The 15,016-nt window shown below is 72.7% G+C and carries 8 protein-coding genes; 4 read left to right on the top strand and 4 right to left on the bottom strand.

Annotated features, from left to right (window positions below; genetic code table 11):
• The first annotated feature begins 10 nt into the window (after nucleotides 1–10).
• Complete coding sequence (locus ACFVIM_RS08840) at nucleotides 11–244, top strand: type II toxin-antitoxin system RelE/ParE family toxin (RefSeq protein ID WP_384299993.1); 234 nt, start codon at nucleotides 11–13, stop codon at nucleotides 242–244.
• A 211-nt stretch (nucleotides 245–455) separates the two neighbouring features.
• Here ACFVIM_RS08840 and ACFVIM_RS08845 read toward each other — a convergent pair whose 3' ends face one another.
• The 3 genes from ACFVIM_RS08845 to ACFVIM_RS08855 all read right to left on the bottom strand — a co-directional run bounded on the left by ACFVIM_RS08845 (nucleotide 456) and on the right by ACFVIM_RS08855 (nucleotide 7,685).
• A complete protein-coding gene (locus ACFVIM_RS08845) occupies nucleotides 456–1,340 on the bottom strand; it encodes a GNAT family N-acetyltransferase (RefSeq protein ID WP_384299968.1) in 885 nt (294 codons plus the stop codon).
• Nucleotides 1,341–1,492: 152 nt separating this feature from the next.
• Entirely contained in the window at nucleotides 1,493–3,892 is a 2,400-nt protein-coding gene (treY, locus tag ACFVIM_RS08850; protein WP_384299969.1) for a malto-oligosyltrehalose synthase, read from the bottom strand.
• A 295-nt stretch (nucleotides 3,893–4,187) separates the two neighbouring features.
• Nucleotides 4,188–7,685: a GDSL-type esterase/lipase family protein gene (locus tag ACFVIM_RS08855; protein ID WP_384299970.1), complete on the bottom strand. Its 3,498-nt coding sequence runs from the start codon at nucleotides 7,683–7,685 to the stop codon at nucleotides 4,188–4,190.
• A 211-nt stretch (nucleotides 7,686–7,896) separates the two neighbouring features.
• Between ACFVIM_RS08855 and ACFVIM_RS08860 the strand changes: the two genes are divergently transcribed.
• Complete coding sequence (locus ACFVIM_RS08860) at nucleotides 7,897–10,305, top strand: ATP-binding protein (RefSeq protein ID WP_384299971.1); 2,409 nt, start codon at nucleotides 7,897–7,899, stop codon at nucleotides 10,303–10,305.
• A gap of 109 nt (nucleotides 10,306–10,414) precedes the next feature.
• Here ACFVIM_RS08860 and glgX read toward each other — a convergent pair whose 3' ends face one another.
• A complete protein-coding gene (gene glgX / locus ACFVIM_RS08865; RefSeq protein WP_384299972.1) occupies nucleotides 10,415–12,625 on the bottom strand; it encodes a glycogen debranching protein GlgX in 2,211 nt (736 codons plus the stop codon).
• Nucleotides 12,626–12,936: 311 nt separating this feature from the next.
• Between glgX and ACFVIM_RS08870 the strand changes: the two genes are divergently transcribed.
• Nucleotides 12,937–14,169 (top strand): SAV2148 family HEPN domain-containing protein, encoded by a 1,233-nt coding sequence (locus ACFVIM_RS08870; protein ID WP_384299973.1) that lies wholly within the window; start codon nucleotides 12,937–12,939, stop codon nucleotides 14,167–14,169.
• 97 nt (nucleotides 14,170–14,266) lie between these two features.
• Nucleotides 14,267–15,001, top strand: a complete 735-nt coding sequence (locus ACFVIM_RS08875) for a 3'-5' exonuclease (RefSeq protein WP_384299974.1) — start codon at nucleotides 14,267–14,269, stop codon at nucleotides 14,999–15,001.
• Nucleotides 15,002–15,016 lie beyond the last annotated feature (15 nt).

Consider the following 15,016-nt stretch of genomic DNA (forward strand, 5'->3'; position numbering starts at 1 on the left):
GGTCTGGTGCGTGCGATCGCAAGGCGGAGGAGGGAGCGATGGCGGAGCCATCGCGACCGACGACAACGCGGCGAGCGTGCGTGCCAGGGCACGACGGGCAGACGGGACTTTGAAGACACGACCTAGAGGTGCCTTCGGCAGCCCGGACATGCTCCGTATCCACATCGGTGCTTACCGGGTGATGTACGAGATCAACGACCGCGAGATCCGCGTCAACGTGATCCATCTCGGCCGAGTCCCCTGAGCCGGGTCTGACCAGAGGAGCGACAGCCAAGGCGCCTCCGAGGACGGGTGCGGGTCTCCCGAACCACCCACGGGAGGCGCTTCCCGGAGGAAGCGGAGCGGGCAGAACGTTCCGTAACCGTCGTCCGGCGCGGGGGTGCCCGGAGGCTGTGGGCACCCCCGCGCCCGATCAACGGTTCGAACCGGTCGTCGGCCTCACACCTGGGGGCGCGCTACGGCACGAAGTGGACCCGCTCCTGGACCACCGGGTACCCCGCCTTCGCGAACTGCCGGGCCATGGGCACATTTCCCTGGTCGGTCGCGGCGGCGATGAACTCCGCGCCCCGCTCGGCCAGGAAGTGGGTGCACTCCACCAGGAGGTCGTAGGCGTAGCCGTGGCCCCGCTGCCCGGGCACCACGCCGATATAGCCGACGATCATGCCCGCCTGGTTGCGCGCGGGCACATGGAGCCCCACCAGCTCCCCGCCGGGGGTGTAGGCGAGCTGCCACCAGGAGCGGGGCGAGGGGCACCAGTGGAAGAAGTCCAGCTCCTCCTGGGCGGCCTGGTCCAGTCCGCCCTCCTCGATGGCGCGCAGCGCGTGCGCGTCCAGGGTGCCGGTGTGGACCAGGCGCAGGGCGTGGAGCATCTCCTCGTCGCTGGGCCCCGGCCGGAAGACCAGGCGCCCCGGCCGCTCGGGCAGCCCGCACGCCGGGGTCCAGCGGTACTGGTAGCGCTCCACGAGCACCCGCATCCCGGCCGCCTCGGCGGCGCGGCGGCGGGTTTCGGCGGCGGCCCGGCGCGCGGGGTCCTCGCGCCAGCCGTCGGGCAGGATCAGCAGGTACTCGACCTGGTGCGGGGCGGTGCGCAGCAGCTCGGCGCCCGCCTCCTCCTCGCCCTCGGCGACATCGAACCAGTTCAGATTCAGCGGAACGGTGTCGTCCGGCCCGCCCCACCAGGCGGCACGGGCGACGACCACGCCATCGCGCAGGGCGACCCGCCGCCACTCGGGCCGGTGCGAGTAGCCGGTGAGCGCCGCACCGATGCCGAGCGGGTCGGGCAGGGAGTGGAACAGATGGGCGTCGCTCTCGGTGAGCGTACGCAGGACCAGAGAGGTCATGGAGATTCCTTCGGGAAGGCGGTGGTGCGCTCCCGGAGTCAGTGAGTGAACGCCGGACGGACGGAGCGGGAGCGCGGGTTGCTGGGGATGAACACGGCACTCGCCTCCTTTCCGTCGTCAGGGCGTGCTGATCACCGTAATCGAACTCCTGCTCAGTCGTCCAGGGGGTTCTCGCTGGTGATGGCGGTGCCGGGTGTCTCCGTCCGGGCCGTCCGGGTCCGGCTCAGCAGGGCCACCGGGCGGCTGGCGAACAGCTCCGCCAGCGCCACCGGGGCGCCCCCCGGCCACTCCCGGCCCCCGGCGAGCGGGTCCGTCCAGCGCCCCTCCGGCAGCGTCACTTCCGTGCCGCGCCAGCCGCCCGCGCGCTCCAGCCGTGCGGGCAGGCGGGTGACGGCCGCGACCACCTCTCCCGTACGGCAGTAGGCCAGGCAGTGGTCGGCGGCCGGGCCGCTCGCGCGCAGCGGCACATAGGTGCCCGACTGGCTGAAGGCGTCCGGGCGTTCCCGGCGCAGGGCCAGGGCGGCGCGGGTGAGCGCGGTCTTCTCCGTGGCCCGTACGCCCTCGGGCAGCGGCTGGAACGGGCGGCGGTTGTCCGGGTCGACCAGGGCCAGATACTCGCCCTCGGTGCCCTGGTAGAGGTCGGGGACGCCCGGCATGGTCAGATGCAGCAGCGTGCTGCCCAGGGTGACGGCCCGCACCGAGGGGGCCAGCTCCCGGGCGAAGCGCGCCACGGACGCCAGCGGGCGCCCGCCGGGACCCGCGCGGACGAAGTCGGCGAGGGCCTTCTCGTACGCCTCGTCCGGTTCGGTCCAGGTGGTGTGCAGGGCGGCCTCGCGCGCGCCCTTGAGCAGCGCGCGCCACAGCCGGTCGCTGTAGGGGAAGCCGAAGCCGACCGCCGTCTGCCACGCCACCCAGGCGGCATGCGGGTCGGGGGCGCGGATACCGGTCTCCTCGGTGATCTGGGCCAGGAAGGCGGCCCACAGTTCGGGCCGTTCCGAGAGCGCCGTGATCCGCGCCCGGACGTCGGCGCTCCGCTTGGTGTCATGGGTGGTGAGCACGGTGCCGGTGGTGGGCCAGTCGCGGGCGAGGCGTTCACCGTAGGCGTGGAACTCCTCCAGACCGACGGCCGGCGCGCCCGGGTCGCCGCCGACCTCGTTCGCGGACAGCAGCGGCGTATAGCGGTAGTACGCGGTGTCCTCGACCGCCTTGGCGTGCAGCGCGGAGGCGGTCTGGGCGAAGCGGGCGCGGAAGGTCTCGTGGTCGGGACCGTCCTGGCCACCGCCGAGACGGCCGAGCGCGAGGTCGCGCACCACATCGACCGCCGCGCTCTCCTCGGCGACGGTGAACACGGCCTTGGCGCCCGCCGCCGCGCGCACCGTCAGCACCTCGTCGGCGCCGAGCCGGTAGGGACGGTAGACGGGGATCCGCACCAGCAGCTCCCGGATGGCGGCGCGCAGCGCCCACCAGGCGTGGTCGCGCAGCCCGGGGTCCCGGGCGCAGATCCGTGCGGCGACATGGGTCAGGGCCGTGGTCTCGGCGGACAGCTCATGGGTGATCACCCGGTGGGCGGCGCGGCGCACGGTCGCCTCCCAGAAGCCGCCCCGGTCGGCCGCGACCCCCGTGTACTCCCGGTAGTGGCGCACCAGGGCGGCGCTGCCGTCCGGGTCGGTGAAGACGCCGTCGATCCGGTAGAGCGCGTCATAGCCCGTGGTGCCCGCCACCGGCCAGCCCGGGGGCAGCCGCTCGGCGCCGGTGAGCACCTTCTCCACCACCGTCCAGCACACCCCGCCGGTCGCCTCGTCCAGCCGGGTCAGATAGCCCTCCGGGTCGGCCAGTCCGTCGGGGTGGTCGACCCGCAGCCCGTCGGCGACACCGTCCCGGACCAGCTCCACGATCTTGGCGTGGGTGGCCTCGAAGACCTCCGGATCCTCCACCCGCACCCCGATCAGGTCGGCGACGGTGAAGAAGCGCCGGTAGTTCAGCTCGGTGCGGCCCAGCCGCCACCACGCGAGCCGGTACCACTGCGCGTCCAGCAGCTCGGGCAGCGGCAGATGGGCCGTGCCCGGCCGGAGCGGGAAGCGGCGGTCCCCGTAGCGCAGGATCTCGCCGTCGATCCGCAGGGAGCCGAGCGCCGCGCCGATCCGGGTGTCCAGGACCGGCAGCAGCACCTGCTCCCCGCCCGCCGCCCAGTCGATGTCGAACCACCGGGCGTACGGGGAGGAGGGCCCGTCCCGCAGCGCCGCCCAGAGGGCGTGGTTGTGCTCCGGTGCGGCGGCCATGTGGTTGGGGACGATGTCGAGGACGAGCCCGAGCCCGTGGGCGCGCGCCGTCGCCGCGAGCGCCCGGAGCCCCGCCTCGCCGCCCAGTTCCTCCCGTACCCGGGTGGGATCGGTGACGTCATAGCCATGGGTCGACCCCGGCACCGCCTCCAGCACCGGCGAGAGGTGGAGATGGGAGACCCCGAGCCCGGCGAGATACGGCACGGCCGCCTCGGCCGCCGGGAACGGGAAGTCCGGCTGGAGCTGGAGGCGGTAGGTGGCGGTGGGCTTCATGCGAACGTACGTACCCAGTGACGGGCCTTCTCTGACACGGCGTCGGCCGCCGATCGGGTGAGGGGTGGTCCGGGGCGGGTCGACCGGCGCACGAGGGGGCGCGCGGAGGTCCCGCGCGCCGGTGCCTGTCGCACGGTGGACGGGCCGCTGCCCTGGGGACGGCGGACGGGTCCCGGCATGCGTGATGCCGGGACCCGTCATGTGGAGTGTGGAGTTGTACCGGGTCCACCGCCCGGTGGATGGCGGACCGTCGGGTGGACTACCGGGTCCACCGCCCGGTGGATGGATCGGTGGGTCAGATACGGACGCGGACGGCGGGGCTGCCGGTGCCGGTGGCGATGGTGCCGAGGTCCTCCCAGTGCACGGGCTTGTCGCCGGTGCCGGGGATGTTCTCGTAGGCGGTCAGGGCCCCGTTGGGGGCGAGGACGAGGTAGTCGGCCCTGGCGTCTCCGGTGACGTCGGCGAAGCGGACCTGCTCGCCGGTCCAGCGGGTGGAGCCGGTGGCCACGGTGCCCTCGTCGGTCCACTTGACCGTACCGGTGGCCGTGGTGCTGTTGGTGTAGACCTGGGTCGCGCCGGTGTCACCGACGATGAGGTAGTCGGCCTTGGCGTCTCCGGTGATGTCGGCGAAGCGGACGTCCTCGGCGGTCCAGCGGGTGGACCCGGTGGCCACGGTGCCCTGGTCGGTCCACTTGACCGTGCCGGTGGCCGTGGTGGAGTGGATGAAGGCGCGCACGGCGCCCCGGTCGGAGACGATGAGGTAGTCGGCCTTGGCGTCGCCGCCGATGTCGGCGAAGCGGACCTGGGAACTGTTCCAGGCGGTGGAGCCGGAGGCGATGATGCCGTCGTCGCGCCAGCCGCCCCGTCCGTCGCCGCCCGTGTTCACGAACGCGCGCACCGCGCCGTTGGGGGAGAGAACGAGGTAGTCGGCGCGGGCGTCGCCGCCGACATCGGCGAAGCGGACCTGCTCACCGGTCCACTGGGCGGAGCCGGAGGCGATGACGCCCTGGTCGGTCCACTTCACCGTGCCGGTGGCCGTGGTGGAGCTGGTCCAGGCGCGCACCGCGCCGTTGTCCTCGACGACGAGGTAGTCCGAGCGGCCGTCGCCGTTGATGTCGACGCGGTAGTCACCGGCCGCGGCCGGGCTGCCGGAGCCGGGCGGGGCGGGCTTGACGGTGACGTTCTCGTCGATCCACTTGTTGCGGGCGGCGGTGACGACGCCGCCGTGGAAGGAGGCCGCCATCTTCCGGTAGCCGCTGTCGTTGGGGTGGAGGTTGTCGTCGAGATCCGCCACGGTCAGCGTGCCCATGCTGACCTGGGTGATGCGGGAGCCGCGCTGGGCGCGCTCGGCGACGATGCCGGGGATGGCCCGGTTGTAGGCGTCCACCCGTGACTGCACGGTGCGGTCGGCCGCCGGGACGAGGGAGGCGACCACGATCGCCGTCTGGGGCGAGGAGGCGTGGATCTGGTCGATCAGTCCCGCCAGCCGCTGCGGGGCGGTGGCCACCTCGTGGTTGCGGTTCATGTCGTTGGTGCCGATGTGCAGCAGCACCAGATTGGGCTTGGCGTCGGCCATCCAGCGGTCGATGTTCGCGGAGATCTGGTCGATGCGCCACCCGGAGTGGCCCTCGTGACGGGTGCCGTCCGCGTCCTGCATCGAGCCGACGAACCGCACGTCGGGGGCGTCCTGGGCGAGCATCTGCGCCAGCGCGGGCCGGTACCCGGTACGGGCGCCGCTGCCCACGCCCAGGGTGATGGAGTCACCCAGCGGCATCACCGCCAGCTTCCGCAGCTCTCCCGGGTCATGCGTGAGGATGGCGGGCGTCACGTCGAACTCGGTGGTGTGACCCGGGTAGACGGTGAAGTTGGTCCCCTGGGCGGGTGAGGTCGCGGGGACATGTCCCACGATCCCGCCCGAGGTGGCGTTGCGGATATGGCGTCCCACGTACTGCCATGACGTCATCTGCACCTCCGGGCTCGTCGCCGGGCTGGTGGCAGCCGGGCAGGGCCGGGTCAGGGCCGACCACGGCACGCCCGCGAACGTCCCCCCGGTCAGGCACTCCTTCGTCCCCTGGTTCACCAGCTGCATGGTGCCGGAGAGGGTCGACGGGCGGACGAACCAGTCCTCGCTGCTGGTGGACCGCCCGGCGCGCGGCTGGCCCTCGACGGCCTTGTCCGTGGCGGGATCGTCGCGCAGGTACCGCGAGGTCTCCGCGCTGATGAGGTTCACCAGCTCACCCGCGTTCGCCGGGAACCCCGCGGTGTCCCGGTGGTTCATGTCCACCCGATGCAGCTGCCAGGACGCGCGGTCGGGCTCGGTGGGCACGGGCTTGTGCATCCACACCCGGCCGTCGTTGCCGATGGCGAGGCGCTGACCGTGCACATTGCGGATGGTGTCGCCCTCAAGGCGCCAGAGATAGGCGTCGAACGGAAGGTTGGAGACCGCGCTGCCGGCCGCTGCCCCGGCGGAACCCCAGCCGGGCTGGATTCCCACCGTTCCCTCCCGGCCGGAGACCATGTAGGCCCTCGTGGGGAGAGCCTCGGTCATGATGGTGAAGTAGCTGACGCCCTGGTAATTGACGTAGTCGCCCAGGGAGAAGATCTGGCTCCGGGAGAAATCCAGCCTCCGGTGGATCGGGGTGCGGGCCAACCCGTTCTCGGTGATGAACTCCTCGGTGTCATTGTTCTCGACGACGAAGTTGTCCCGGGCCTCCGCCGCGCCTTGCAGCGTGCCACCGAAGGCCACCGAGAAGTGGTCGCTGCCGGAACTCGCACCGCCGTGGGTGTTGATGGTCCTGGCATGGAACCAGTTGTTCTGGGGAGCGGAGGTGACCATGTAGTCCAGCGCGCCTTCCCCCGTTCCCTCATGCGTACGGGCCGGGCGGTTGGCCGCGTCCCGCGCGTAGATGACGTGGGCGCCGAGCGGATTGTTCTGGGGGAAGTTCTGCTCCATCGTGGTCGGGTTCCGGTTGAAGTCGCCGACGACGGTCCAGTTCCACGGCTGGCCGCCGTTCTGGTTCCCCACGGCGGTGACCTCGGCCGCTATTCGCTCGACCATGCGATGGCCGTGGTTGTTCGGATAGGCGTCCGCGTGGTACGAGGCGTACGCCATCCGGTGCTGGTCGTCGAGCAGGACGAGGGCGTTGCGGGCGCTGCCCCGGTCACCGGGCAGATGGGCGGGGTGGTGCACGTCCAGGGCGTTCCAGACCCGCTCCGACGTGATCATCCCCACCGGAAGCTCGTTCTGGTCCGACGCGGACGACGTCCGCATCAGATAGAGAAAGACCCAGTGCGGATTGTTGAACGTGCCCGTGTTCCAGCGGTACTCCGTGACGGTGGACGGCAGGGCCGGAAGCAGCTGGCCGGGTCCGCGATCCGTGAGGCGCACGATCGCCGTGTCCGGGCGGTCCGGCGGGCGGGGGATCATCCAGCCATGGGACGGGGAGGTCGCGTCGCTATCCCGCCGCCAGGGCACTTCCTGGAGGGCGACCACATCGAAGTTCTGGGCCAGCAGGGCGACACGTGCGCCCCACAGCTCCGTCTTCCGCTGCATGTTCTGGGTGGCCACCCGGGTGTCCTGCGGCGCCGGGAGGGCCACCGCCGGGGCCGGGGCGGCGAGGACGGCGACGAGCCCGGCCAGCAGCGCCAGGACGCACGCCAGCGCGGAGGGCCGGGAGCCCGCGGGAATCCCGGAACGGCCGGAGGCCGCCGTTCGCCCTGATCCGGCCTGCGGGGGGCCGACCGGCCCGGCGGCCGGAGGCCGCGAGGGGACGGATCTGATGAAAAAGGACAAGGGAGCGCCTTTCGGCCGGGTTCTCAACAGGGGGCGGCGCGTCCCGACGGCCCTCGCGGCGACCACGGTTCCGCGTGGCGGGGAGCACACCTCATGCCCCACTCCAGCAGCGGCCCACCGCCGTGACCAGGCGGAACGACTGGCAGAAGTACATGGGCGATACTTCTGCCAGACCGTCATGCCCCTGCCAGGGGCGGAGCCAAGGGGAGACATGACCACGACGGCGTCTGGCGATTTCGGGCGGCGGCTCCGCGATCTGCGGCTGCGTGCCGGTCTCAGCCAGGAGCGGCTCGCCCACCGCGCGGGGGTGAGTGTGCGGGCGCTGACGGACATGGAGCGCGGGCACACCCCGGGGCCGCAGCGCAGAACCGTCCAGGCCCTCGCCCGCGCGCTGGAGCTGGACGCCGACGAGGCCGGGCGCCTGGAGGCGGACGCGGCCTCGGGCCGGTCGCGTACCCGGTCCGACGCGGCCTCGGGCCGGTCGCGTACCCGCCCGGACACCGCTCCGGCGACCGCTCCGGTGGCGGGTCTGCTCTCCCTGCCCCGGGACACCGGTGACTTCACGGCGCGCGGTGCCGCCCTCGCCACCCTGGAGGCCCTGGCCGACGGAGCGGACTCCGCCCATCCGCCCGTGGTCGTGGTCGCGGGCGCGCCCGGGCTGGGGAAGACCGCGTTCGCCGTCCGCGCGGCGCACCACCTCGCGCCCCGGTTCCCCGACGGGCGGTTCTCGCTGGACCTGCGCGCGATGGACACCGAACCCGTCCGGCCGGAAGACGCGCTCGCCCGGCTGCTGGCCGCCCTCGGGGTCGCCGAACGGTCCCTGCCGCGGGAGCTGGAGGACCGGGCGGGCCTGTTCCGTACCCTCACCGCGAACCGCCGTCCGCTGCTCGTCCTCGACAACGCCACTGACGAGGAGCAGATACGGCCCCTGCTCCCCAGCTCCGGTCTCACCATCGTCACCAGCCGCAACAGTCTCACCGGTCTTGAATCCGTCCACCGGGTCGACCTCCCCCTCCTGCGGCGGGAGGAGTCCGTCGAGTTCCTCACCCGTGTCGTCGGGGCGGAGCGCGTCGCCCGCGAGGCGCAGGCCGCCCGCGACCTCGCGGAGGCGTGCGGGCATCTGCCGCTCGCCCTGCGGATCACCGGACAGCGCCTCGCCGCCCGCCCCCAGGAGTCCCTCGCCAAACTCGCCGCCCTCCTCACCCGCGAGGAACACCGACTCGATCTGCTCCGGGCGGGCGACCTGGCGGTCCGCGCCGCCTTCGCGCTCTCCTACCGGCGGCTCGACCCCGCCTCCCGGCTGCTGCTGCGGCGCTGCGCCCTCGCCACGGGCCCCGATGTCAGCCCCGAGACCGCCGCCCTCCTCGCCGGTATCCCGCCCCGCGACGCCCGGCTCCGACTGGAGGAACTCTGCGACCACGGGCTGCTCCTGCCCGATCCCACGGCCGAGCGCTACCGCTTCCACGACCTCCTCCGGCTCTTCGCCGCCGAACGGACGGCGGTCGAGGACGACCCGGCGACCCGGGAGGCCGCCCAGGACCGTACCGCCCGCTGGACGCTCGCCCGCGCGACCGCCGCCGCCCTCCACTTCGACGCCGAACACCACAGCGCCCCCGCCGGTGACCCCGACCCCGCCACCGCCCCGGCCGACCGCGACCAGGCCCGCGCCTGGCTGGAGGCCGAACGGGACCAGTGGCTCGCCGCCCTCCACCACGCCCACACCGCCGGGTGGCACCGGCAGGTCCTCGACGCGGCCGAGGCCATGCACTGGTTCTCCGACCTCACCCAGCACTGGCCCCAGTGGGTCGACGTCTTCCGCACCGCCGCCGCGTCCGGCCGGGCCCTCGGCAGCACCCGCGAGGAAGCCACCCACCTCAACTACCTCGCCTGGGCGCACAACGTCTGTGCCCACCAGCCCCACGCCGCCCTCGAAGCCGCCGACGCCGCGCTCACCGCCGCCCGCGCCTGCGGCGACCCGCTCCAGACCGGCTGGGCCCTCGGATACGGCGCGGGCGCGCTGCACCGGCTCGGCCGGATGGACGAGACCATCGCCCGGCTGCGCGCGTCCGCCGACTGCCACCGGGACAACCCCTCACTCCCGGGCCGACTCGCCGAGCTGACCACTCTCAACACCCTCGGCGACGCGCTGTGCGCGCACGGCCGCCCCGGGGAAGCCCTCGGCATCCACCGCCGCAGCCTGGGGATCTGCCGGGAGGGGATCCCCGGCCTCGCTCCTCAGCTGCTCGCCGTCTACCAGGCCGTCACCTCGCGGCACCTGGGCAGTGACTACGCGGCCCTCGGCCAGTGGCAGGAGGCGGAGGTCGCGCTACGGCGGGCATGCGAGTACTTCGAGGACACGGACATGTCGGGATGGAGCGGCCCCGCCCAGCTCGAACTCGGACGCGTCCTGCGCCGTCTCGACCGCCCGGCGGAAGCCCGTACGACCCTCACCGCCGCCCTGCGTACGCTCACCGCCCACCACCACCCCCGCCAGACCGAGGCCGCCGCCGAACTCGACGCGCTCGGCCCGGCGGGCGAGTGCGCAGAGTCCACCGGGTCCACCGAGGAGGGCAGTGCGCCGACGCGGGACCGGCCGTCGCCACCGCCGTCGGCGCGTTAGCCGAGCCTCGCCACCGCCGTCGGCGCGTCAGCCGAGCCTCGCCACCGTCGTCGGCGCGTCAGGCGAGTCGCCGCCGAAGCCCGGCCATCGACATCCTCCTCACCGCACGTCAGACGAGCCGCCGCAGGACGACCAGGCTCCGTTCCACCAGGCTCATCAGCTCGCCCGCCGTCACCTTGTCGCCCGTGTGGGGCTCGATGCCCTGGGGGCACGCGGTGTCCACGACCACCTGCCAGCGTTCGCCCTGGTGCACCGGAACCAGGAACTCCAGCTCCACCGCGCTGGCGTTGAACATCAGCAGGAAGGAGTCGTCCCGGATCCGTTCGCCCCGGGGGCCGGGCTCCGAGATCGCGTCCCCGTTCAGGAAGACCGTCATCGCCCGCGCGTGCGCCGCGTCCCAGTCCCGCTGGGTCATCTCCCGGCCCTGAGGGGTGAACCAGGCGATGTCCGCCAGCTCGGCCGCCTCCGCCGCGCCGCGCGCGAGGCTCTCCACCCGGCGGCCGTGGAAGAAGCGGCGACGGCGGAAGACGGGATGGTCCCGGCGCAGCCACACCATCGCCCGGGTGAACTCCAGCAGCGAGCGGTCCCCGGCCGCCCCGGCCCCGGACCCGTAGCCCGGGAGCGCCGCCGCGCCGGTCCCGGCCACCAGGTCACCGCGCGGGTCCCCGCCCGCCGACGGCCAGTGCACCCAGGACAGCTCGCCGTCCTGGCAGTAGGCGTTGTTGTTGCCGCCCTGGGAGCGCCCGAACTCATCGCCGTGGCTGAGCATCGGCACCCCCTGCGAGAGCATCAGGGTGGCGATGAGATTGCGGCACTGGCGCGCTCTCAGCTCCCGTACCCGGGGATCGTCGGTCTCGCCCTCCACCCCGCAGTTCCAGGACCGGTTGTGGCTCTCACCGTCGCGGTTGCCCTCGCCGTTGGCCTCGTTGTGTTTGTGGTCGTACGAGACGAGGTCGCGCAGGGTGAACCCGTCATGGCAGGTGACGAAGTTGATCGAGGCCAGGGGCCGCCGCCCGTCGTCCTGGTAGAGGTCGGAGGAGCCGGTCAGCCGGGAGGCGAACTCGGCCAGCTTCCTCGGCTCGCCGCGCCACAGGTCCCGTACGGTGTCGCGGTACTCGCCGTTCCACTCCGTCCACAGCGGCGGGAAGTTCCCCACCTGGTAGCCGCCCTCGCCCACGTCCCAGGGTTCGGCGATCAGCTTCACCTGGCTCACCACCGGGTCCTGCTGCACCAGGTCGAAGAAGGAGGAGAGCCGGTCGACCTCGTGGAACTGGCGTGCCAGCGTGGCCGCCAGATCGAAGCGGAAGCCATCGACCCGCATCTCCGTCACCCAGTACCGCAGCGAGTCCATGATCAGCTGGAGTACGTGGGGACTGCGCATCAGCAGCGAGTTCCCGGTGCCCGTGGTGTCGGTGTAGTGACGCCGGTCCTCCGCCAGCCGGTAGTACGAGGCGTTGTCCAGCCCCCGGAAGGAGAGGGTGGGCCCCAGGTGGTTGCCCTCGGCGGTGTGGTTGTAGACCACGTCGAGGATCACCTCGATGCCCGCCTGGTGCAGCGCCCGGACCGCCTGCTTGAACTCCAGCACCTGCTCGCCCCGCTCGCCCCAGGAGGCGTACGCGTTGTGCGGCGCGAAGAAACCGATCGTGTTGTAGCCCCAGTAGTTGCGCAGCCCCGCGTCGACCAGCCGGTGGTCATCGACGAACTGGTGCACCGGCATCAGCTCCAGCGCGGTCACCCCCAGTTCGGTCAGATGCGAGATCACCGCCGGGTGCGCGAGGGCCGCGTACCGTCCGCGCAGCTCGGGCGGCAGCTCCGGATGGAGCATCGTCAGCCCCTTCACATGCGCCTCGTAGATCACCGTGCGGTGGTACTCGGTGCGCGGCGCCCGGTCGTCCCCCCAGTCGAAGTAGGGATTGACCACGACGGAGGTCATGGTGTGCGGGGCGGAGTCCAGGTCACTGCGGGAGTCCGGCCGCCCGAAGCGATAGCCGTAGACCGCCTCGTCCCAGGCGACCCGTCCGCTGATCGCACGGGCGTACGGATCGAGGAGCAGCTTGGCGGAGTTGCAGCGCTGCCCGCGCTCCGGTACGTACGGGCCGTGGACCCGGAAGCCGTACCGCTGACCCGGCATCACCCCCGGCAGATACGCGTGCCGTACGAACGCGTCGCTCTCCCGCAGCTCCACCGCCGTCTCCGAGCCGTCCTCGTGCAGCAGACAGAGCTCCACCCGCCGCGCGGCCTCGGAGTACACCGCGAAATTGGTGCCCGCGCCGTCATAGGTGGCGCCCAGGGGATACGCCTGTCCCGGCCAGACCTGCATGGGTGAACCCTTCCCCTTCCGACCCGGCGCTCGGGGACCCGTTTGGCCCGGATCTCTGCCGAAAGTATCGCCGCCGTTGCCCTCCGTGGCCGTCGGCGACGCGGTCAACATCGGGTTCGGGCGTGTCCCCCGCCCGGGGCATCCGCTCCGTACCGCTATGAATCCGCTCACTTCACCGGAGTTCGCCAGGAGGAACCTCCGCGGGGTACAAGGGAGTTGGAAATGGGCTGGCGCGATCGGGCTGCACCCGGTAGCGCGGGCGGAGTAGTCTTCCTTGATCGTTGGGTGGGGGACGGGAAGGCGGTGCGCGGGTGAGCTCGGGAGGGCTGGAGCTACCCCCCGGTGACACGGGGCACGACGGGATTCCCGCAGATCCGCCGCCGGGCGCGGTCTCCCTGGCCAGGCCGATGGAGATCGGCGCTGAGCTGGAGTGGGGCCCCGACGCCTGGAGCGAGGTGCGCACCCGGGCCCAGCGGGCCGGACGCGCCTACATCTGGCTGAACCTGGTGGAACAGCGGCTGCGCGCCGTCGTCGCCGCCGTCCTGCGGCCGGTGTACGAACCGGTCCACGGCGACGACTGGGTGGTCGCCGCCGCCGGACCCGCCGGACAGGAGTGGGTCCAGCGGGCCGTCGCCGTCCGCGAGGTCTCCCGGCGCAAGGGCTACCTCCTCGACCCCAACGACGACAACGTCCTCTCCTTTCTGACGCTGCCCCAGCTCAGAGAGCTGATGGTGCAGCACTGGCCGTGCTTCGAGCCGTACGTGGACGACCGCCGCGATGTCGAGCTGGCCCTGGACGAACTGGAAGTCACCCGGAACGTGGTCTCCCGCAACCGGGCCCTCAACGAGGCCGTCCTCGCCCAGGCCGAGCGGGCCTCGGGGCGGCTGCTGGACATCCTCGGCGGTGGCGCCGGGGTGCCCTCCGCCGACCGGCTGCCCGTCGACGCGGTCGAGGACCTGGTCGGCGACCGGTACGCGGACGTGGTCTCCGTCCACCCCGACCGGGTACGGCTCCAGCGCCAGATCCCGGCCGAGAACCTCTTCGGCGGCGCGCGCCGCCTCGACGCCGTCGGCATCGGGCTCAACCTGCTGGTGCAGAACTTCTCCGGCCGCCGGCTGATCCGCCTCGCCGAATCCGGCTGCCGGGTGCGCCTGCTCTTCCTCAACCCCGCCAGCAGCGCCGTCAAGCGCCGGGAGCGGGAGCTGAACATCAGGAAGGGCGAGCTGAGCCGCACGGTCGAGATGAACATCCTCCATATGCGGCGGGTCCGCTCCCGGCTGCGGGACCCGGGCGCGTTCGAGATCCACGTCTTCGACGAGACCCCGCGCTTCACCGCCTACCTCGTCGACGGCGACGGCCCGGACGGCATCGCCGTCATCCAGAGCTACCTCCGCCGGGCCCGGGGCATGGAAGCGCCTGTCCTGGTCCTGCGCGGCGGCGGGCGCTCGATCATGCGCGGCGGAGCCGAGGGCGAGCACGGACTGTTCCAGACCTACCGGGAGGAGTTCGAGACGGAGTGGGCGGACTCCCGCCCGGTCTCCTGACCGGCCACCGAGGTGTCGCCCGCCGTTGTCAGTGGGCCGTGCGAGGGTTGAGATCACACCGGGGGAAGCACCGCGGCACGATTTCGGAGGGGGACCTATGGCCTGGCACGGAGAGCGGCTGATCGGATTCGACCTGGAGACGACGGGCACCGACCCACGGGAGGCGCGGATCGTGACCGCGGCCGTGGTCGAGCTGTCCGGCCCGGGCTGCGGCCCCGGCCCGGGGGAGCACCGGCTCTGGCTGGCCGACCCGGGCGTCCACATCCCGGAGCAGGCCGCCGCGATCCACGGCATCACCAGCGAGAAGGCCGCCGCCGAGGGCCGCCCCGCGCGCGAGGTCGCCGACGAGGTGGCGGACGCGCTCTGCGCCCACTGGGACCGGGGCGTCCCCGTCGTCGCCTACAACGCCGCGTTCGACCTGACCCTCCTCACCGCCGAACTGGCCCGGCACCGGCTGCCCTCACTGACCGACCGTCTGGCGGGCCGTGACATAGGCCCGGTGATCGACCCCTACACCATCGACCGGGCCGTCGACCGCTACCGCAAGGGCAAGCGGACCCTGGAGGCCGTCTGCGCCGAGTACGGAGTCGCCCTGACCACCGCCCACGACGCCACCTCCGACGCCACGGCCGCCGTCCGGGTGGCCCGCGCCCTCGCGGCCCGGCACACCAAGGTGGCGGCGATGACCGCGGCGGAACTCCACGAGCACCAGATCACCTGGTACGCCACCTGGGCGAAGGACTTCGAATCCTTCCTCCGCCGCAAGGGCGAGCGCGACGCCCATGTGGACCCCCACTGGCCCCTGCGCGCCACGACCCTCACCGACGCCTGAGCCGTATCCCGCGCC

The organism is Streptomyces sp. NPDC057638, from assembly GCF_042800315.1.
Classification (GTDB): Bacteria; Actinomycetota; Actinomycetes; order Streptomycetales; family Streptomycetaceae; genus Streptomyces.